This is a genomic window from Pseudoalteromonas sp. UCD-33C (assembly GCF_001306895.1).
GTDB lineage: Bacteria > Pseudomonadota > Gammaproteobacteria > Enterobacterales > Alteromonadaceae > Pseudoalteromonas.
In genome coordinates, this window is sequence record NZ_LJTB01000017.1 from 17,224 (window position 1) to 37,633 (window position 20,410).

Annotated in this window: 19 protein-coding genes; 8 read left to right on the plus strand and 11 right to left on the minus strand. The window is 42.3% G+C overall.

Features of this window, described 5'->3' with window-relative positions:
* Positions 1 to 12 precede the first annotated feature (12 nt).
* The 4 genes from rplW to rpsJ are packed head-to-tail and all read right to left on the minus strand — an operon-like array spanning position 13 to position 1,909.
* The gene (rplW, locus tag AOG26_RS19085) at positions 13 to 315 is read right to left on the minus strand and encodes a 50S ribosomal protein L23 (RefSeq protein ID WP_054552368.1); all 303 of its coding nucleotides are present in this window, start codon (positions 313 to 315) and stop codon (positions 13 to 15) included.
* A complete protein-coding gene (gene rplD, locus AOG26_RS19090) occupies positions 312 to 917 on the minus strand; it encodes a 50S ribosomal protein L4 (protein ID WP_054552367.1) in 606 nt (201 codons plus the stop codon). Before rplD ends, rplW begins: the two co-directional genes overlap by 4 nt.
* Positions 918 to 934: 17 nt before the next feature.
* The gene (rplC, locus tag AOG26_RS19095; RefSeq protein WP_036974218.1) at positions 935 to 1,570 is read right to left on the minus strand and encodes a 50S ribosomal protein L3; all 636 of its coding nucleotides are present in this window, start codon (positions 1,568 to 1,570) and stop codon (positions 935 to 937) included.
* 27 nt (positions 1,571 to 1,597) lie between these two features.
* Entirely contained in the window at positions 1,598 to 1,909 is a 312-nt protein-coding gene (rpsJ, locus tag AOG26_RS19100; protein ID WP_002957900.1) for a 30S ribosomal protein S10, read from the minus strand.
* Between the two features lie 431 nt (positions 1,910 to 2,340).
* Here rpsJ and plsB point away from each other — a divergent pair, with 431 nt between their 5' ends.
* Entirely contained in the window at positions 2,341 to 4,791 is a 2,451-nt protein-coding gene (gene plsB / locus AOG26_RS19105) for a glycerol-3-phosphate 1-O-acyltransferase PlsB (protein ID WP_054563923.1), read from the plus strand.
* Here plsB and tesB read toward each other — a convergent pair.
* Positions 4,788 to 5,645 (minus strand): acyl-CoA thioesterase II, encoded by an 858-nt coding sequence (tesB, locus tag AOG26_RS19110; protein ID WP_054552365.1) that lies wholly within the window; start codon positions 5,643 to 5,645, stop codon positions 4,788 to 4,790. The two genes, plsB and tesB, sit on opposite strands and share 4 nt — an antisense overlap.
* 79 nt (positions 5,646 to 5,724) lie before the next feature.
* On the opposite strand from tesB, the gene AOG26_RS19115 reads away from it, so the two are divergent.
* Both AOG26_RS19115 and AOG26_RS19120 read left to right on the plus strand, forming a co-directional pair.
* A complete protein-coding gene (locus AOG26_RS19115; protein WP_054563924.1) occupies positions 5,725 to 6,186 on the plus strand; it encodes an EVE domain-containing protein in 462 nt (153 codons plus the stop codon).
* Positions 6,187 to 6,274: 88 nt separating this feature from the next.
* Positions 6,275 to 7,306: a hypothetical protein gene (locus AOG26_RS19120; RefSeq protein ID WP_054563925.1), complete on the plus strand. Its 1,032-nt coding sequence runs from the start codon at positions 6,275 to 6,277 to the stop codon at positions 7,304 to 7,306.
* Positions 7,307 to 7,332: 26 nt separating this feature from the next.
* Here the strand turns inward: AOG26_RS19120 and AOG26_RS19125 are convergent, their stop codons facing one another.
* Positions 7,333 to 7,545 (minus strand): hypothetical protein, encoded by a 213-nt coding sequence (locus tag AOG26_RS19125; RefSeq protein ID WP_054563926.1) that lies wholly within the window; start codon positions 7,543 to 7,545, stop codon positions 7,333 to 7,335.
* Positions 7,546 to 7,588: 43 nt separating this feature from the next.
* Positions 7,589 to 8,653, minus strand: coding sequence for a potassium channel family protein (locus AOG26_RS19130; protein WP_054563927.1), 1,065 nt, complete (start codon positions 8,651 to 8,653; stop codon positions 7,589 to 7,591).
* A gap of 145 nt (positions 8,654 to 8,798) precedes the next feature.
* Between AOG26_RS19130 and AOG26_RS19135 the strand changes: the two genes are divergently transcribed.
* Together AOG26_RS19135 and AOG26_RS19140 are read left to right on the plus strand one after the other, a co-directional pair.
* A complete protein-coding gene (locus tag AOG26_RS19135; RefSeq protein WP_054563928.1) occupies positions 8,799 to 9,752 on the plus strand; it encodes a chemotaxis protein CheV in 954 nt (317 codons plus the stop codon).
* Between the two features lie 115 nt (positions 9,753 to 9,867).
* On the plus strand, positions 9,868 to 11,181 hold the full coding sequence (locus tag AOG26_RS19140) for a short-chain fatty acid transporter (RefSeq protein WP_054563929.1): 1,314 nt from the start codon (positions 9,868 to 9,870) through the stop codon (positions 11,179 to 11,181).
* Positions 11,182 to 11,231: 50 nt separating this feature from the next.
* Here the strand turns inward: AOG26_RS19140 and AOG26_RS19145 are convergent, their stop codons facing one another.
* Positions 11,232 to 12,248, minus strand: a complete 1,017-nt coding sequence (locus AOG26_RS19145) for a metalloprotease (RefSeq protein ID WP_054563930.1) — start codon at positions 12,246 to 12,248, stop codon at positions 11,232 to 11,234.
* A 175-nt stretch (positions 12,249 to 12,423) separates the two neighbouring features.
* Between AOG26_RS19145 and AOG26_RS19150 the strand changes: the two genes are divergently transcribed.
* A complete protein-coding gene (locus AOG26_RS19150) occupies positions 12,424 to 13,644 on the plus strand; it encodes an EAL domain-containing response regulator (protein WP_054563931.1) in 1,221 nt (406 codons plus the stop codon).
* On the opposite strand, the gene AOG26_RS19155 is transcribed toward AOG26_RS19150, so the two are convergent.
* The gene (locus AOG26_RS19155) at positions 13,641 to 14,705 is read right to left on the minus strand and encodes a hemolysin family protein (RefSeq protein ID WP_054563948.1); all 1,065 of its coding nucleotides are present in this window, start codon (positions 14,703 to 14,705) and stop codon (positions 13,641 to 13,643) included. The two genes, AOG26_RS19150 and AOG26_RS19155, sit on opposite strands and share 4 nt — an antisense overlap.
* A gap of 144 nt (positions 14,706 to 14,849) precedes the next feature.
* Between AOG26_RS19155 and AOG26_RS19160 the strand changes: the two genes are divergently transcribed.
* Positions 14,850 to 17,345: an alpha/beta hydrolase family protein gene (locus AOG26_RS19160; RefSeq protein WP_054563932.1), complete on the plus strand. Its 2,496-nt coding sequence runs from the start codon at positions 14,850 to 14,852 to the stop codon at positions 17,343 to 17,345.
* Between the two features lie 165 nt (positions 17,346 to 17,510).
* Positions 17,511 to 18,215 carry a response regulator transcription factor gene (locus AOG26_RS19165; RefSeq protein ID WP_054563933.1) on the plus strand — a complete coding sequence of 235 codons (705 nt, stop codon included), beginning with the start codon at positions 17,511 to 17,513 and terminating at the stop codon, positions 18,213 to 18,215.
* 8 nt (positions 18,216 to 18,223) lie between these two features.
* Here AOG26_RS19165 and AOG26_RS19170 read toward each other — a convergent pair whose 3' ends face one another.
* Both AOG26_RS19170 and AOG26_RS19175 read right to left on the minus strand, forming a co-directional pair.
* Complete coding sequence (locus AOG26_RS19170) at positions 18,224 to 19,735, minus strand: YifB family Mg chelatase-like AAA ATPase (RefSeq protein ID WP_054563934.1); 1,512 nt, start codon at positions 19,733 to 19,735, stop codon at positions 18,224 to 18,226.
* Positions 19,736 to 19,773: 38 nt separating this feature from the next.
* Positions 19,774 to 20,388 carry a trimeric intracellular cation channel family protein gene (locus AOG26_RS19175; RefSeq protein ID WP_054563935.1) on the minus strand — a complete coding sequence of 205 codons (615 nt, stop codon included), beginning with the start codon at positions 20,386 to 20,388 and terminating at the stop codon, positions 19,774 to 19,776.
* Positions 20,389 to 20,410: the final 22 nt, after the last annotated feature.

A 20,410-nucleotide genomic window follows, 5' to 3' on the forward strand; every position in this document is an offset into this window, starting at 1 on the left:
TAACTCCCCTTATTACTCGGCGCCGCCGACAAAGTCTAGCTCGCTACCTTCTTTAAGAGTAACGTAAGCTTTCTTCCAGTCTGAACGACGACCGAAACGCATGCCAGTACGTTTTGTTTTACCCTTAACGTTTAGTGTGCGAACACCAGTTACTTCTACTTCAAAAAGCTTTTCTGCTGCAGCTTTGATTTCAGCTTTAGTTGCATCAGAAGCTACTTTGAAAACAATCGTGTTGTTCTCTTCAGCAGCGATAGTGCTTTTTTCAGAGATGTGTGGAGCAAGGATCACTTTTAAAAGACGTTCTTCACGGATCATGCTAGCGCCTCCTCAAGTTGCTTAACAGCAGCAGCTGTAATAAGTACCTTATCGAAAGCGATTAGGCTTACAGGATCGATACCAGCTACATCACGCGTGTCAACCTTGTATAGGTTACGTGCCGATAAGAAAAGATTCTCATCTACTTCTTCAGTCACGATTAGAACATCTTTAAGCTCAAGTTCTTTAAGCTTAGAAACTAGTTCTTTAGTTTTTGGTGCTTCAAGACCAAACTGCTCAACAACGATTAAACGCTCTTGACGAACTAATTCAGATAAGATGCTTTTGATCGCACCGCGGTACATTTTACGGTTTACTTTTTGGCTGTGATCTTGTGGTTTAGCTGCGAAGCTAACGCCACCTGAACGCCAAATTGGGCTACGAATTGTACCAGCACGTGCACGGCCAGTACCTTTTTGAGACCATGGTTTTTTACCACCACCGCTTACTTCAGAACGTGTCTTCTGAGCACGAGTACCTTGACGAGCACCTGCTGCGTAAGCAACAACTACTTGGTGTACTAATGCTTCGTTAAACTCACGTCCAAAAGTAGCTTCAGAAACTTCAAGAGCGCCAGAAGCGTCTTTAATTGCTAATTCCATCACTAAATCTCCAGGACTTATGCTTTAACAGCTGGTTTAACGATAACGTCACCGCCGATAGCGCCAGGTACTGCACCTTTAACTAAAAGCAAGTTACGCTCAGCGTCAACGCGAACTAGTTCTAAGTTTTGAGTCGTTACACGCTCAGCACCCATGTGACCGGCCATTTTCTTACCTTTAAACACCTTACCAGGTGATTGGTTTTGACCGATTGAACCAGGAGCACGGTGAGATAGAGAGTTACCGTGAGTAGCGTCTTGCATGCTGAAGTTCCAGCGCTTAACACCACCTTGGAAACCTTTACCTTTAGAAGTACCGGTTACGTCAACTTTGTTGATTTCGTTGAATAATTCAACAGTAAGCTCAGCGCCTACTTCAAAATCGCCTTCACCACCATTTAGGCGGAATTCCCACAGACCGCGACCCGCTTCAACACCAGCTTTAGCGAAGTGACCCGCTGCTGCTTTGTTTACACGGCTTGCTTTTTTAGTGCCTGCGGTTACTTGAAGCGCGTTATAACCGTCAGTTGCTTCAGATTTGATCTGAGCAATGCGGTTAGGTGTCGCTTCGATAACTGTCACAGGGATAGATACACCATCTTCAGTGAAGATACGTGTCATACCCACTTTACGACCGACTAGACCTAATGCCATTTTCCTAAAACCTCTCTAATCTTCCGATTAACCCAGGCTGATTTGAACATCAACACCAGCAGCAAGATCTAAACGCATTAGAGCGTCAACAGTCTTGTCAGTTGGTTCTACGATGTCGATCAGACGTTTATGGGTGCGGATTTCGTACTGATCACGCGCGTCTTTGTTAACGTGCGGTGAAGTTAGTACAGTAAAACGTTCAAAGCGTGTAGGTAGTGGGATTGGACCACGTACTTGTGCGCCAGTGCGTTTCGCAGTTTCCACGATTTCCGCCGTTGATTGGTCAATCAAACGGTGGTCAAAAGCTTTTAGGCGAATACGAATGCGTTGATTTGACATTCTTAAACCTCAATATAAAGAGCATTTAAAAAGAGCATAAAAAAACGACCGAAACAATCTTAATAACTAAGATGTCGGCTGCTTTCTTATATCTACGATGAATTCCAAATCGGAATTCCTGTTTATTAGCTTGAAATCCAAGCTTAATCTTTCCTTCCAAGTTCCCGAGGGAATTTTGAAAGCCTGCGTATTATAGATAGATTGGTGATAAATGCAACAACTATTTTGAAAATCTCAAAGGTCTAAATTAAATTTTGTTTAATTTTCGAACTTTATCAATAACATTAGCGTCTTTAAATTATACTTGTGCGAGTAAAGAGGCTAGAAAATCGCTTTTAAATGGTCAGTCCAGTTAATAATTGTTATTCTATGCCGCTTATTTTTGACCAGACTCGGTCTATTTAATATCTACTAATAACTTTGGTGAGTTGATGCGTATCATTAATCGTTGTTTAAATTTCATTTCTGCCGGTATGAACCGCTTGTTTGTAAAAAGTAAGGTGTTGCCAGAGAATCCGATTGAACAATACAACCTAAACCCAGCCAACCCTACTTTTTATATTGTTAGGCTAAATGCACGCTCTGATTTAGCTGCACTGGCAAGGGTATGTAAAAAATACGGCTTACCTAACCCGACCGAAGAGCAGTTATTAGGTAATGCAGAACTTGATCGCTTTATCGGTATTCAAAACCCACCACCGCTATTTGGTAATAAAAGCAAACCAAGCAATGCCCTGCAGCAAGGCAAACAAATTATTGACCACCTGATGCAATCAGGTGAGAAAAACGTCCAAGTGATCCCGGTGACGATTTTATGGGGTCGTAATCCGGGTAAAGAAAAGCCAGGTTTAGGTACTTTGGTGTCTCATTCATTAACACCTAGCTGGTTTCGTAAATTCTTTGTGTTGCTATTTTCTGGGCGCGATAACTTTATTCGCTTTAGTCAGCCGCTCGATTTATCGTTATTGGTCAATGAAAAAGCTGAGGTTGATGAGCTACCGCATAAACTATTACGTGTAGCCCGCGTGCACTTTCGTCGTCAAAAATTGGCAGCGACAGGCCCGAAAATGCCATCACGTGAGCAGCTATTTAATTCGCTACTTGCCTCACCAACAATAAAAAAAGCAATTCAAATAGAAGCGAAAGAAAAAAACATCAGCCAAGAGCAAGCTCGCCAAAATGCGCTGAAGCTACTTGATGAGATTGCCGCCAATTATAGCGATGCCACCATTCGTGTTGCAGACCGTATTTTAACTTGGCTGTGGAATAAGCTTTATAACGGGATTGATATTAAGTTTTCTGAGCAGGTGCATGAGCTTACAGATAAAGGCCACGAAATTATCTATATGCCATGTCACCGATCGCATATGGATTACTTATTGCTGACCTATTCTATTTACCATTTAGGGTTAGTTCCGCCACATATCGCTGCGGGTATTAACTTAAACTTCTTCCCGGCAGGAGGGATTTTCCGTCGCAGTGGTGCTTTCTTTATTCGCCGCTCATTCGCGGGCAATAAATTGTATTCGTCAGTATTTAAAGAGTACCTGAGCCAGTTATTTATCAAAGGCTATTCAGTAAAGTTTTACACTGAAGGTGGTCGTAGCCGTACTGGTCGGTTGTTACCGCCAAAAACAGGTATGCTCGCCATGACATTACAAGCCATGTTACGTGGCATAGACCGCCCTATTTCAATTGTGCCTGTATACATTGGTTATGAGCACGTAATGGAAATTAATACTTACTTAAAAGAGCTTGCCGGTAACGATAAAAAAGGTGAGTCGGTATTAGGTATCTTTAAGGCAATTAAAAACCTTAAAAACTATGGTCGTGGTTATTTAAACTTTGGCGACCCTATATCGATAAACCAATATCTCAATGATCAACAACCTGATTGGCGAGAGTCGATTCACCCAACTGATGTTCAGAAACCACAATGGCTTGGACCACAAGTCGCTAACCTCGCTGATAAGGTAATGGTTAATATTAATAGCGCCGCTGCACTCAATGCAGTGAATCTACTTGCGATGATATTACTGGTAAATGATAAACACGCGCTAAGTAAACCTAAGCTGATTGCTCAGCTTGAGTTTTATTTACATTTACAACGTAGCGCAAGCTACAGTGAAAAGGTGACCACACCAGACGAAAGCGCCGAGCAGCTATTAGAGCATGCACTTAAACTTAATAAGTTTGATGTGATCAGTGACGAGTTTGGCGAAATTATCGCGATTAACGATAAAGAAAAAACACTGTTCAACTACTACCGTAATAACGTGTTGCACTTATTTGCAGTACCGAGCTTATTGGCGCTGCATTTATTCAAAGCACATCAAACTACCATGGCTGATTGCCAAGCCTTGATTGCACGTTTTTACCCGTTGTTTGCCAAAGAGTGGTTCTTGCATGAGTTAGATGAAAACTACATTACTCGCGTACTCGCAAGCTTCGTTGATCAAGACCTGATTGAAATTGATGGCGATAATATCAAGATCACTAACAGCAACGACTGCTTAGCGAAACTCGAAATGCTCGGTCGTGCCCTAAGCTTAACACTACAACGCTACGCTATCGTGGTTGGTTTTATTCAAACTAGCAGTGGTATTGAGCGTGAAGAACTTGAACATGAAAGCCAAGTGTTAGCAGAGCGCTTAGGCACCTTGCACGGCATTAAAACCCCTGAGTTCTTCGACAAAAAAGTACTTATTGGTTTTATTTCAAGCTTGCGAGAGCAAAAGCTAATTACCGAAACAGAGCAAGGCTTAACGGGCAGCAATGAGCTGTGTGAAGTGTATTTATATCTTAAAGCATTGCTGCCAGCACGGGTCTGGCAGTCAATTGACGATATAGTGCAAAGCCAAGCTCAGCACATAAAAGATTAACGCTGACGCATGACCCCTTCTTGGATCGTTGAGGCAACCAAATTGCCTTGACGGTCAAAGAACTGACCTCGCACCAAACCACGACCAGAGCTCGCACTTGGGCTATCAATCGAATATAAAATCCAATCGTCTAGTCTAAACGGGCGGTGAAACCACATTGCATGGTCAATCGTTGCAACCTGCATATTCGGCTGCATAAAAGATACGCCGTGCGGCTGTAATGCAGTTGGTAAAAACTCAAAGTCAGATGCGTACGCAAGTAAGTAATTATGAATGCGCTGATCGTCAGGCATCTCGCCATTAGCTTTAAACCAAATATGCTTAACGGGCTCCATTACTTGTGGTTTGAATGGGTTATGAAAAGTCACAGGACGCATTTCAATTGGCACTTCACGGATGAACTTATTTCGAATTGGTTCAGGAATAAGCTCTGCATTTGCTTGGTAAAACTCAAGCGATGACTTTAATTCTTCAGGCTGAGGGACATCAGGCATTTGCGCTTGATGTGATAAGCCCTCTTCTTCACCTTGGAAAGAAGCGGTCATGTAAAAAATCGGCTTACCATATTGAATTGCTTTTACACGGCGAGTACTAAAACTTTTACCATCACGGATATTCTCTACATCATAGACAATCGGCTTTGCAGCATCACCAGGGCGCAAAAAGTAAGAGTGTAAAGAGTGAACAATACGCCCTTGTGGTAATGTTTCTTTTGCGGCAGATAGAGCTTGGCCCATTACTTGGCCACCGAATACAGCTCTAAATCCTAAATCTTGGCTTTGCCCGCGATACAAGCCTTGCTCAATCTCTTCTAACGACATTAATGACAGTAGGTCATCTAATACTTGGCTCATTTATTTATCCTCAATCCCGACAAGCGTTTAATGATACTATAGACTAATTGGAAGTAAATCTTTGTAAGAGCACCTCATTATGGCTTATTGGCTTTTTAAAACCGAACCCGATGCATTTTCAATTGATGATCTAAAAAACGCACCTGAGCAAACCTCTATGTGGGATGGCGTGCGTAATTATCAAGCCCGCAACTTTCTGCGCGATGGTATCAAGCAAGGTGACTTGGTGATGATTTATCATTCAAGTTGCAAACAGGTGGGTGTTGCAGGTATCGCTACGGTGACTCGCGAAGCTTATGCCGACCCAACACAGTTTGATTTAAATAGCGATTACTACGATGCTAAAGCAACTGCTGATAACCCGCGCTGGTTTGTAGTCGATGTGCAATACCAATCACACCTTAAAAAGCTAGTTAGCCTGCAGGCGATTAAAGCCAATGAGTCAATTACCGAAATCGCCCTTAAAAAAGGCGGCCGATTATCAGTAATGCCTGTAACTGAACATGACTGGCAACAGATCATCGCAATGAGCGAGGGCTAAGCATATAAAGTAGCGGCCATTTTTAATGAGCTGCTATTTTTGCTATAATTTCGCCCCTTTATTTTAGAGGTACTAAGGGGGGGGGTGTATGAAATTATTGTATTGGTTAGAGGAATGGACCAATCTCCCACGCGATGAGCAACAAAGCCTTGTTCCTATGACTGGTGGTGATTTGCTCGGTGATGTTTATGTGAAATACCATATCATTGATGCCAATAAGCCCCTGCTAATTACCTTCTCTCCTGCTGGAACAAATTATCAAGAACATGATATCAATGATGATTTTTCGCCTTGGGCTTATAAGCTCGCGAAAAAGCAGGATGTGAATATCATCGCCTTTCAACATTTAGGCATTAGCAACTGGTTTAGGCACCGTAATTTGTTGTTTTTCATTGAGCAGCTAGCACCACTGATTGGCGGGTTCAAAGAGCGATTAGGTTATGGTTTGAGTCGAGGAGGCTTTGCCGTTGGTGCCTTTGCCAATCTATTAAAGCTTGATAAAGTCTTGCTCTTTCACCCTGTTAGCACAAAAAATAAAGAAAAAGCGCCATGGGATGATCGTTCAAGTACCGACATCGCGCAAAAATTTGATTGGAACGGTGACTACCACGATTTAGATTTAGGCCATGCAAAGGGTTATATTATTTACGACCCAACGAATCGCATCGACCGAGCTCATGCTAAACGTTACCCACAACTAACCCACTTACGCGTGTTTGGTATGGGCCATAGTGTTCATGCAACATATTTAAATAAGTTTGGTTTTTATAAAGATGTTGCTGTTGATTTTATTAGCCACCAGCAAGTTGATATAGCCCAATTCCGCCAGCAAACCAAAACGCTGCGCTTTAAAGAAGATTATTATCGTCGTCTAAATAAGGCAAACAAGAGTTCGCCACATCGTTTAGCCTTACTGAGCACCGCGCATACAATTTTAGCTGAAGAAAAAGCCGAGCACATGCAAGAGCAAAAAGATGCGATTGATGTGCAACCGCTGATTGATGTTGCAATCAAACATCAAGATGAGCACCCAAACGATGCAATAAAGGTCTTAGAAGTAGCGCAGCAACTCTCACCCGATGATCCTGTGATAGACCATAAACTAAAACAGTTGAAATGATACAGCTGCTGTCAGCTTGAGGTAAGTTAACCCTTAGGTTTTACTTTACGGTGTTTTTTGACCCGCCCGTGTTTAGGGATGATTGTTAAATACATTACTAAAGCTAACCACGAAAAGAAGATGATACCGATTAACCAAGCATTCTTTTCGTGGCCTTGAGTGCGTTTACTATTGAGCACAATGACCACAGGTAAAATGTAGGCACTGAGTACAATAATTAAAAACACAACTTCGTTCATAAATACCAATTCGCTTAATTAAAAGTATTATTGCGGATTGGTACTATACCAACGCAGACCAATCAACTTCGTCACTCAAAACACGCTCCGCAGCAATATAATGCAAAATATCTCCCTCACTTACTACATAATCAAGTGGCGGGTTTAAGTCCATATTTTTTGCACTCAAATTATGTGCTACACCCAGCAGTATAGCATCGTGACTATATTTAAAGTGATGAAACAGCTTGCCAAACTCCATTGCTTGCACGCCTTTTGGAATTGGTAAACTAAACTGAGTATCACCATGAAGTGTTGATAACAGCTCTTCTTGCACCCGGCTTGAACCTGGGTCTTGCATTGAACGCACTAGTATCTCGGCTGACTTAGCACTGCTACATTCTACATTGTGGCAATGCTCATGTAGCATTTCGATTTTAGTTTCATCAGTAAAGTGTGCGCTAATGTGGCACTGTTCATTGACCAACTTGCTAATACGCAGGGCTGTTGTAAACGTTTGGTCATCGTCTTGGCCATCAATAATAATTTTGTCGGCGCGATCAATGGCAATTCTTTTCAACTCATCTAGGTCAGTAAAGCTACTTAGACGAGCAAAATCAACCATAGGATTTGCTAAAAACGGATGTTCCATTTGCTCAGTAACCGCCAATAAAATACGACGATCTAAGCGTTTATGATCGGCCAAGATATAGTCAACCATCTTTTTAGTACGTGTATCATGCCAACCAAAAATAATAATGTGATTGTTTATATGTGCGAAGCTTTTATCACCCGTCATAGCGCGCCTAATTAAATAAGTTACTGTTTGCCCTGTTTTTCCTAACAGAACGCCAAATAATGCTAAACCAAAAGGTATTTGCAGTAATGCGACAATCCAACGGCCAAGCTCAGTGCTCGCGCTAAAATCGCCATAGCCAACTGTAGATGTAGTTACTACATAATAATAAAAATAAGTACTAAGTGGTGTGAGCGCTTGCTCTCCTGCAAGCATAAGCAGCCACCAAATAAGTAGCATATGCAAAAGCGTAGTAAATACCACAGCCTGCCAACTTACTTGATCAATGTGACTGCGAATAAGTACCACTAAACGATTAAATATATGATGCATAATCCTTGCGATTTATAGTGGAAGAAATTATCGATACGGTACTGTAATGCTTGCTCTTTGGCAACTGATGGAAAATTACTAATGCATGTCGATGAAAAATGATAGTAGACTATACTATCTCTGTATTAGGTGTTTAGGGTGAAATATGTCAGGTGTTCTTGCTTCCGTCGATAAGCGTACGCAACTGGTCGGTGAAAACCGCTTAGAGCTTTTACTGTTTTACCTACACAGTCGCCACTTATTCGCTCTCAATGTGTTTAAAGTTAAAGAAGTGGTGAAGTTACCGCAAATTAGCAAAATTCCCCACGCCCACCCTAAAGTTTCTGGGGTTGTAAATATTCGTGGCGAATCAATTCCGGTGATTGATTTGCGCAAAGCGATAAACATGCCTGAAGCTAAACACATCGAAGATACAAACCTCGTTATCACCGAGTACAATCGTACCGTGCAAGGTTTTTTAATTGGTAAAGTTGATCAAATCATCAATATGACGTGGTCAGATATTATGCCGCCGCCAACGGCAATTGGTAAAAATCATTACCTAACAGCCTTAACTAAAGTAAAACGCGATGGCCAAGAGCAGCTTGTTGAAATTATCGACGTAGAAAAAGTGCTCGCCGAAATCGTTGAGTACGAAGTCCAAATATCTGAAGACATTCTAGATAAAAGCATCGTGAACGAGTTTGCAGGCCGCAAAATTCTTCACGCCGATGATTCTCCAACTGCCCGTAAGCAAGTAAGCGATACCTTGTCGCAACTTGGTATCGAAATCATACCTGCTCGTAACGGACTTGAAGCACTCGAAATGCTAAAAGGCTGGGCTGATCAAGGTAAAGATGTAGAGAAAGAATTGCTCATGGTGATCACCGATGCTGAAATGCCAGCAATGGATGGCTACCGTTTAACACACGAAATTCGTAACGACAGCCGCATGAAGAACCTACATATTGTGCTTAATACATCTTTGAGTGGTAGCTTTAACCAAGCTTTAGTTGAGAAGGTTGGTTGTAATGCCTTCTTATCAAAATTCCAGCCAATACTGTTAGTAGAAGAAGTTCAAGCCCGCTTAAAAGCCGTGCTAGAGCAAGATTCACAGTAAGCGCATTTAGCATCAGTTTTTAAAGGCATAAGCTAAAGCAACGACGTCGCAATTTGCCAATCATCGTTAATCATGATTTATTGGCATTATCGATTCCACGACAACAATAAAAACTATGCTAAATCGCGTTGCCAAACCATTCACTAAACTAGTAGAGCGTTATCTACCCGACCCGTTTGTATTTGTTATATTACTCACCTTGCTGAGCTTTATCGTTGCGAGCCTCTTTACGCCGTCAACGCCCACGCAAGTGCTCGCGGCTTGGGGTGGTGGATTTTGGAACCTATTACAATTTGCCATGCAAATGCTGCTAGTGCTGCTAACGGGCTACATGCTAGCGAGCACCCCGGTAATGCGCAGTATACTCAACAAACTCGCGACTCTTGCCAACAGCCCTGCTAAAGCGATCATACTCGTTACGCTCGTGTCTTTATTAGCAAGCTGGCTAAATTGGGGCTTTGGTTTAGTGATTGGCGCTTTGTTCGCCAAAGCAATTGCGAAACATACCCGCGTTGATTACCGTTTGTTAGTGGCCAGTGCCTATTCAGGTTTTATTGTTTGGCATGGCGGCTTAGCCGGTTCAGTGCCGCTGACAATCGCAACCGATGGCCATTTTGCAGAGCAAAGTATTGGGGTAATAGGCACCGAAAACACGATTTTTTCGGCATTTAATATCGCTATTGTTGTGGGCTTGTTTATCGTCATGCCGCTGGTAAATCGCTATATGTTGCCAAGCGAAAAAGACAGTGTTTATGTTGACCCCGCAAAGCTTGAAGATGAATCGCAGCAAGCAGATACGCCTACCCGCCCCGCCGAAGTAATTGAACATAGCCGTTTGCTAGGTATGGGGATAGGTGCTGTTGGTCTTGCCTATTTATTCTATTATTTTGTGTTAAACGGAGGCGGCTTAAACTTAAATAGCGTGATTGCTATTTTCTTATTTAGCGCAATTTTACTGCATCAAACGCCGCATAATTTACTTAGCAGCTTACAGCAAGCAATCCCTAGTGGCGCTGGTATTGTGATTCAATTTCCCTTTTATGCGGGGATCATGGCCATTATGGTAAAAACGGGACTTGCTCAACAAATATCGGAAGGATTTATTGCCATTGCAACAGCCGAAACGCTGCCATTTTGGAGCTTTTTAAGCGCAGGATTTGTGAATATATTTGTGCCGTCAGGCGGCGGCCAATGGGCAGTGCAAGCGCCGATTGTCATTCCTGCAGCACAAACACTTGGCGCGGATATGCCACGGGTGGCTATGGCTGTCGCATGGGGCGATGCTTGGACTAACCTTATTCAGCCGTTCTGGGCACTCCCCGTACTTGCTATTGCCGGCTTAAAAGCCAAAGACATCATGGGCTTTTGTCTTGTGCAGCTGATCATCACCGGCGTGTTTATATCGTTAATGCTGAGTTTTTACCCTTAACACGATATTAGGAAGTGTTAAAAACACTTCCTAATATCTGGCGGTGCATGCTAACTTGCTAAAATCTTCATTGGCAAGCTGAGGATTGGGCTTTCTGAATCAGCAAAATGCATCATCACCGCAACGTGACCTGCAACAACCAGTGCGTACATTACCGCTGAAAAACCTTGTCCATAAGTATCGAGAGGGATGAGGTGTGAGTAGTGACGTCCGCGCCACTCAAAGATAATCTCAAGTGCTCCTACAAATAAGAAAAACACCAGTAGCATCAAGCCGAAGGTATAGCTTAACCACAAGCCAAATAACACGCCTAATAAACACACACTAAGGCCTATCCATGAACGCATCGAAAAACTAATGCTTTTAAGTACATGGCCGCCATCTAAGGGCAGAATAGGTAACAAGTTAAATAGGTTTAACAATGCACTAAGTACTGCCACACCGGCGAATATTTCCATTTCTGTGGCGTAGTAAAGCACCACTCCCAGCACTGAGGTAATTAAGCCAAAAGCGGGCCCCATGAGTGAGATCACCACGTCTTGCCACCGGGTGGTAATTTTATCATCAGAAACAGCCAAACCACCGACAAAGGGAATAAGGTAAATACCTTTAGTTTTAATGCCAAAATATTTCATAGCGCGCACATGACCATATTCATGCACCACCAAGCAAGCAATTAGCATCAAGGCAAATTCAATGGAAAATAACCACGCATAGCCTGCCACCGAAGCACCCGCTAAAGCCGCTTTGACTACTTTTGCACTTTTGAATAATTTAAAGCCCAGTGCCAGCAAACCAATAATGCCGCGTTTTGGTTCAGCTTCTTGTAACTCAGGTAAAGCAAGTTGGCTCACCTGCTGCTGGTTAACAAAGATTGCTAAGCTTTTTTCCTGCACTTTACTAGTATCAAGGCCAATACGCTGCCCCTGAAAATCAAACTCATAAAGATCTGACTCTGGATTATCGAAGGCAATTGCTTGTTGTTGATGAAAAAGCTGAATTAACTGTGAGCCGCTTAAATGCAAAATAAAGGTTTCGTCTGCGAGGCTCAGCTGAAGTCTGACCATAGTTCTTATAAATACGAATAAAAAGTGTGGCTATTATACTGAGGCCTTACAAAATTACGAATTTCCTTTAGGTACAAGGAGGTATACTTTTCGCACCACAAAACAAGCAAAAAACATGACGAAACACCGTTTATCTACTACTTTTAACTATAGCGTTCTTGTTCATGGAGTGAATATGGTGAAGTCAAATAGACACATTCTCGTAGTGGATGACTCAAAAGCCATCCTGATTGTTATGCATGCCATTTTGAATGAGCTTGAGGTTCCGCACATCACAACCTGCCTAAGTGCAGAAGAAGCTTTAGAAAAAATTAAAAAAGCACCTCGATTCTTTGATGCTATTTTTACCGACCTCAATATGCCAGATATGGATGGTATGGAGCTTATTCGTCACTTAGGCGCTATGAAATACCAAGGTGCAATTGCCATTATTTCTGAGATGGATCCTAAAGTTATAGACCTTGCAGCAGACCTTGCTCGTAAACATAACGCTCACTTAATTGGTAACGTCACTAAACCAGTGCAACTCAATCAAGTGTATTTACTACTGCAAAAGCTTGAGCACTTTGCTATTCATGTTGAGCGTACAAAAACCCCTATTTCTGAGTCACTGCTACTACATGCCATCAGTCATAATGAAATTATTCCGTTTTATCAACCTAAGATAAATCGCCACGATAATCGGGTTGAAAGTATTGAGGTGCTTGCCCGTATCAACACAAGCCAAGCAGATGAAATTATCTTACCGGAGCGCTTCATTTGTATCGCTGAAGACCTAGATTTAATAAACCTTATTACTTTTCAATTGTTTGAAAAAGCCACTAACGATTTTGCAGAAATCAAAGAGCAGTTTGATCCTAACTTAAAACTGGCGTTTAACTTATCTCCTTCGCAGCTCGAGGACTTAAGCTGCCCAGATAAACTGGCTTTAATACTGCACCTTAACAACCTAACACCCAGTGAAGTTATTTTAGAAATTACCGAACAGTATGCTCTACGCAGCACTGCACAACTCGAAACACTCAACCGTTTACGAATGCGCGGTTTTGGTATTTCTCTTGATGATTTTGGTACAGGATTTACCAATGTTCAGCAGCTAAAAACACTACCGTTTACCGAAATTAAGATCGATCGCACCTTGATTAGCAATATTGAAACCGATCAGTTTTCCCAAGTGATTGTTAGCAGCTTGGTGAATATAGCGATACAAGAAGATCTTGCTATTGTAGCCGAAGGCATTGAACGCGTGGAAGAGCTTGAATACCTCGACCGCTACAAAGAGTTTATTTTAATGCAGGGCTTTTTGCTGTGCCGCCCGAAAGCCAAAGAAGACTTTTTAAATTGGTCACTTTCATGGCGGCAAATGGTAAAAACTGCAGCAGGACATCGCCGCTAAGGTTTACGCTTATCATCACTGACAATGGTATTACTTGATGCTAAACGTTGTCGCCAACGCTGTTTGGCGACTTTTTGCATATTGGCTGATTGATCATGTTCATCAACAATTTCGAGCCCCATTAATGCTTCAATTAAATCTTCAAGAGTGACAATACCTTGTACATCACCATATTCATCCACGACTAAACAAATATGCGTGCGCTCAGATAGTAAGGTTTCGAGTAAGGTCGGCACATGCAAGGTTTCTGGTACGGTGTAAATAGGCTTAACAAGCTTGCTAATTTTATAGTCTTCACCCAGACGGTGATAAGCCAGCATAATGTCATTTTTATGCACAAAACCAATAATATCATCACCATTTTTGTCATAAACCAATACTCTAGAGAACGAAGAAGAACCATGCTCCGCCAAGTATTGGTTTACGGTTAAGTCTTTATGCACTTTAAAAAGCACCGTACGTGGTGTCATTAAGGTATCGAGTTTGGCATGACGAAAGTGCAGCAGGCTACGAATGATTTCAGATTCATCTTGCCCAAGTGCTCCAGACTCAGTACCGATATCAGCCATGGCTTCAATCTCTTGGCGAATATAATAGGCTTCATCGTAATTACGCCCCAAAAAGCGCGTTAAAATGTCTGCAAACCACACAAAGGGTTTTAGAATAAACACCAACCAAATTAGGCTCACACTAACAATGGGTGTTAATCCTCGCCAATAATTAGCCCCTAATGTTTTAGGGATAATTTCAGAGAGCACTAGTACCAATAGCGTCATAATTGCAGAAGCAACACCAACCGCAGCATCAGAGAACACCACTGCAGCTTGTGCGCCAACGCCAGCGGCACCTGCTGTGTGCGCTATGGTATTTAACGTGAGTATTGCAGCTAAAGGTTGGTCTATATTGTCTTTAAGCTTACCAACACGTTTTGCTAACTGCGGTTGCTGCTTTCTGAGCATGGCAACATAACTGGGCGTAATACTTAACAGTACCGCCTCCATCACTGAGCACAAAAACGAAACCGCAATGGCAACAAACATATAAACAAGTAACAATGTCACTGTAAGCCCTCTTAAAAAGTTAACCTGCTCACCATAGCAATTGAAAACCACAAGCTCAAACCCGACTGCAATCTAACGCAGAGCACTTTTTGGGTAATTTGCAGCGTGCTATATTGGTTTAAATTACCTTCAACAGGCGAAACTATGACACTTTCAACTACTTGGCTAAGCCAATCAGCCAAGCTAAAAACAACATTCAGTGCATTAGCGTTATGTGCGTTAAGTAATACAGCGATGGCCGATGTCATTGATAAATCAGCGGTGCAATTTATTGGCCCTCTTGGCGAAGATATGCAACTTAAGCCATATCAAACGGATCATCGCGATGCCATTATTGCTAACCTATTACCTAGCTTGCAAAAAAGCACCGATAGCATACGCGTTTTTGGTAATGAGCTTGACTGGCAATCATTCGACAAAGTGAGCGCGCTAACACTTGGTGGTTTGCAAGCACTCAAATTTACCGCCTCGACAGAGCGTTTTAGCCAAGGCTCATTAACACTTAAAGGCATTGAAAACGCGCAGCTATTTATTGATGGTGAAAAGCAAACAGAAAAAAATAAAAGCTATGAGCTAGCTTTAAGCCAAGGCGATCATCAGTTTGTTATCATCACTGAGCAAGTAGCCAACTGGAATGAGGTTGAGCTTGATTTTACGGCTAAGTCAGAACTAGATGCTGTGCAATTTAGTGCTAAACAACAACACGGTTTGTCTGCTAAGCAATTATTTGATGCGCCAACAGTCAGTTATATTTCAATGGCACCAAATGGCGATTACTTCATTACTAGCCAACGTCATTACGAAGATGCAAGCGCTAATCAAGCGCAATATGTTACTGAACTTAAAGACGAAAAAAACAATACACTTTATCGCTTTGAGTCAGCCCAACCAAGTAACATTACTTGGAGCCCAGATAGCAAAAGTTTAGTGTATTTATTAAATGGCGAGCTTAAGCGTTTAAACCTAAAAACCATGCAACTTAGCGTCATTGCTAAAAACCTCTCTGGGGCAAATGGCTTTCAGTTTTTTGATAACAACAGCTTAATTTTTAGTTGGTCAAAGTCTCCAACAGATAATGGCAAGCTCACTAAGCATTACCAAGGCCTGCAAGACCGTTGGTCTTATGCTCGTACTACATCGCAAGTCTATTTACTCGATATATCAACAGGTCTAAGCAAAACCTTAAGCCAAGGACCACTTAGCCATTCACTTGAAGATTTTGACGCTAAAAGCGGTCACGTCTTAATGAGCCGCTCAGCACAAGCTATGCAACTCTCACCACAGCCAGCAACAGAACTTGTTGAGCTAAACTTAGCTTCATCGGCTCTTACGGTACTTGGTCAATACAAAACATTTAATCAGGCTAAATATACTGACGACGGAATTTATGTCACTGCCGGACCAGATTTTAATAATGGCTTAGGTCGTAATCTTCCTGAAGGGATGCTTGCTAATAACTATGATGGTCAACTTTATTTACTCAGCCGTGACGGTAAAAAAGCAACCGCTTTAAGTAAAGAGTTTAACCCGGCTATCGGGCAGTTAAACGTACTTAAAAACGGTGATGCACTGATTAAAGTTACCGAGCAAGATACTGTACAACTTTATCAATTCGACTTAAGCAAAAAGCGTTTTAATAAAGTGAATACGGGCTTTGATGTTGTTGAGCAAGTTAGCTATTCACACGAACGTACCCCGCGCATTTTGGTTACCGGTACCACAGCGTCAACACCTCAGCAGTTAAAGCAACTAAGCTTAGGTAAGAGCCGCGCTAAAACTGTGTGGGACTCTAAGCCAATTGGCTATGAAAATACGCAAGTAGCCTCATTGGAAGAGTTTAACTTTACTAATAAGGATGGCATTGAAATTAAGGGTCGCGTTTATTTACCGCATGATTTAGATAGCAATAAACAATATCCTGCGCTGGTTTATTATTATGGCGGTACATCGCCAGTAACTCGTGGTTTTACCGGTCGCTACCCATTTAACCTTTGGGCTGAGCATGGTTATGTTGTTTACGTTGTACAACCTACTGGCGCAACCGGCTTTGGCCAAGAGTTCTCGGCTAAACACGTCAACGCATGGGGCGAATACACCGCCAACGACATCATCGACGGCACAAAAGCCTTTTTAGATAAATATAGCTTTGTAGATAGTAAGCGTGTAGGTAATTTAGGAGCCTCTTACGGTGGCTTTATGACCATGCTACTCGCAACTAAAACAGATATGTTCAGTGCATCGATTGCTCATGCTGGAATTTCAAATATCACCTCGTACTGGGGCCAAGGTTGGTGGGGTTACTTATACTCAGCTGAGGCATCTAAAAATAGCTACCCGTGGAACAATCCTACACTTTATAGCCAGCACAGCCCGGTGTTTCATGCTGACAAAGTAACAACGCCGCTATTACTCCTTCATGGTGATTCGGATACCAACGTACCAGTTGGTGAAAGCCACAATATGTACACGGCATTAAAGTTATTAGGTAAAGATGTTGACCTGATTGAGTACAAAGGTGCAGATCACCAAATTTTTGCTCGAGATAAACGTTTCGACTGGTGGAATACCATGTTGGCTTATTTCGATAAAAACTTAAAAGATCAGCCACAATGGTGGCAATATCTTTATCCTGAAAAGTAGATTAATCACTTGGCTGAGTACTGTGCGAGTGCTCAGCTTTCACCCTTTTCAACTACAGCTAAGCCATTAAATTGTAAGAAATAGTTACAAACCTCGCCAATACACTTCTCAGCCTTTGCCATACAGTGCTAACATAACAACAAATCAAGTGTGAAATTAAAGCGAATGACTATTCAAGTTTTATTGGTTGAAGACGACGAACTACTCGTTAAACGCATTCTTAATCATTTTAAAGAAACTGAGTTTAATATTGAGGTAGATTCAACGGGGGCCGATGCATTAAGCATTGTGCAATCGCGTGCTTCATCAAAAGAAGCTATTTCTCTAGCCGTTATCGACATTGTGTTACCAAAACGCGATGGGCTTTTGCTTGCCAAAGAACTTAATGCACTAACAGATATTGGTGTTATTGTGCTGTCTAGTCGTGACTCGCAAGCTGACCGTATTGCAGGCCTTGCACAAGGTGCCGATGACTATATTTGCAAGCCGGTTGACTTACTTGAACTTGAACTAAGAATGCGCGCCCTTTTTAAGCGCATAAAAGGCTCTCAGCAAGATGATGAGAGTGAAGAGTTTATTGAATATGCCGACTTTAAACTGCACCCAGATAACCGTACATTAGTGACCCCTAATGGCGAAGAATCTCGTCTTACCGAAGCAGAGCACAAGGTACTTATTTGCCTTATTGCAAATGCAGGTAAAGCGACATCGCGTGAAAAAATTTCCGAAGAAATTGGTCAACCTGACTGGAGCCCAAGCGATCGTACCGTTGATGTACTTATTGGCCGCTTACGTAAAAAATTAAGCGATGAAAAAGACCAAAAACGTATCGTTACCGTTCGCGGCAAAGGTTACATGCTCTCTATTTAGCAAGTTATCTAATACTGCGTTAATTGACTAATTAACCGCTCAAAGGCGCGATAATTCAGCGCCTCTTTTAATTCATTTAAGGTAATTGCTGGCTGTGCTTTCAAGTCGCTAATGGTGCGTGCAACTTTAATAACACGATGATACGAGCGTGGTGACAAAGCCAGTTTTTCGCTGGCTTTTGCTAAAAACTGCAGCTCAGCAGCTGCCAACTCACAATGAATGCTCATTTCTTTATTATTCAAGCGCGCATTCACTTTGCCTTGCCGGTTAAGTTGAATTGCATAAGCTCTTTCAACTCTGGCTCTTACTTGTTCACTGCTTTCTTCTACTTGCGTGCTCTGTAATTGGCTACTGGTGAGTCTCGGCAGCTCAATTTGTAAATCAATCCTATCGATAAATGGTCCAGATACTCGAGATAAATAGCGCAATACTTGATCAGGCGTTGCACGCTTATCAGTATGACTTCCTGTAGGGCTAGGGTTTAATGCGGCGATCAGCTGGAATTGCGATGGAAATTCCATTTGTCGTGCCGCTCGCGATATAGTCACCACGCCCGTTTCCATTGGTTCACGCAGTGAATCGAGCACTTTTCTCTCAAATTCGGGCAACTCGTCTAAAAACAAGACGCCATTATGAGCAAGAGAAATTTCCCCCGGTTTAGGATTCGAAGAGCCACCAACAAGAGCCACAGCAGAGCAAGTATGATGTGGATTTCTGAAGGGTCGCTCACGCCAATTCGATAAATCAACCGATTGACCAATTATCGAATATAACGCGGCAGTGCTAATTGCTTCATCATCCGACATGGTTGGCATAATCGTAGGCATACGTTGGGCAAGCATTGACTTGCCAGTACCTGGAGGGCCAAGAAACAGTAAATTATGGCCACCAGCGGCTGCTATTTCGAGTACCCTTTTGGCGCCAGGTTGGCCTTTCACATCACTTAAATCGAGTAGCGAGTCACGCTGCGACTGCTGCTCTGGATAACAAATATTAAGTGGCAAAGGTTGCTGATTTAATAAGTCATTCCAAACATCTTGTAAGGAGTAAACGGCTTTTCGAGCGACGCCCGAAACAAGGCTTGCGAGATTGTCGTTTTCAGCGGGTAAGAAACAACAGCGACCCTGCTCTTTCGCTCCTAACACCGAAGGTAAAATAGCATTTACCCCTCTTACTTCACCATTTAAAGCTAACTCTCCGTAAAACTCATAACGATGAATATCAGGGCAGTTTATTTGCCCAGAGGCGACTAAAATACCCACAGCAATAGCTAGATCAAAACGGCCACCTTCTTTAGGTAAATCAGCAGGCGCAAGGTTGACGGTTATTCGTTGATCTGGAAAACCAAACTGAGAGTTTTCGAGTGCGCTACGCACTCTATCTTTCGACTCTTTGACTGACGCTTCAGGTAAGCCAACGATATGAAAAGCGGGCAAGCCATTTCCTAAGTGTACTTCAACAATCACTTCAGGGGCTTGTACACCCACTTGTGCACGTGAAAATATTCTAGCTAAAGACACGATCCATGATGTCCCTATCATTCATCCTTAAATTAAGTTTAGTCGGGATATTTAAAAACGTGTAATGTCAGTTGCCATTTCATTGCTGCTAAACGCAGTGACAAGGTCATAAGCATGGCTAATATCATAGCCACTTCGGTCACTAAACCCAGCGAAATACTTAATGTATAAACAATGCCACCAGCGATACAAGCAATTGCATAAAGCTCGCCCTTTAATAGCATCGGCATATTTCCAGCCAGCACATCACGGATAACACCGCCAAAACAGGCTGTTATTACACCCATGATAATCGCGGTGGTGTCTGGCATACCTGCGAGCATGGCTTTTTGTGTGCCCATCACCGCAAAAAATGCCAAACCGAAAGCATCAGCAACTTGCAGCGCATTAAGTGAAATAGAACGCTGCTTATTGATTAATCGAGTGGTGACAAATACAGACAATAAAATAGCCCAGAAATAGCTTTGATCATGTAGCCAAAATACAGGAACATCTAAAATAACGTCGCGTACAGTCCCACCGCCAATAGCAGTGACTGTGGCTAACACAACAACCCCAAAGCCATCCATTTTTTTGTTGTACGCCAGTAGCGTTCCAGAAACTGCAAACACGGCTACGCCGAATAAATCAAACCAATGGTAAAGTTCAGTCATGTTTGTAACTAAAAAGTAATGT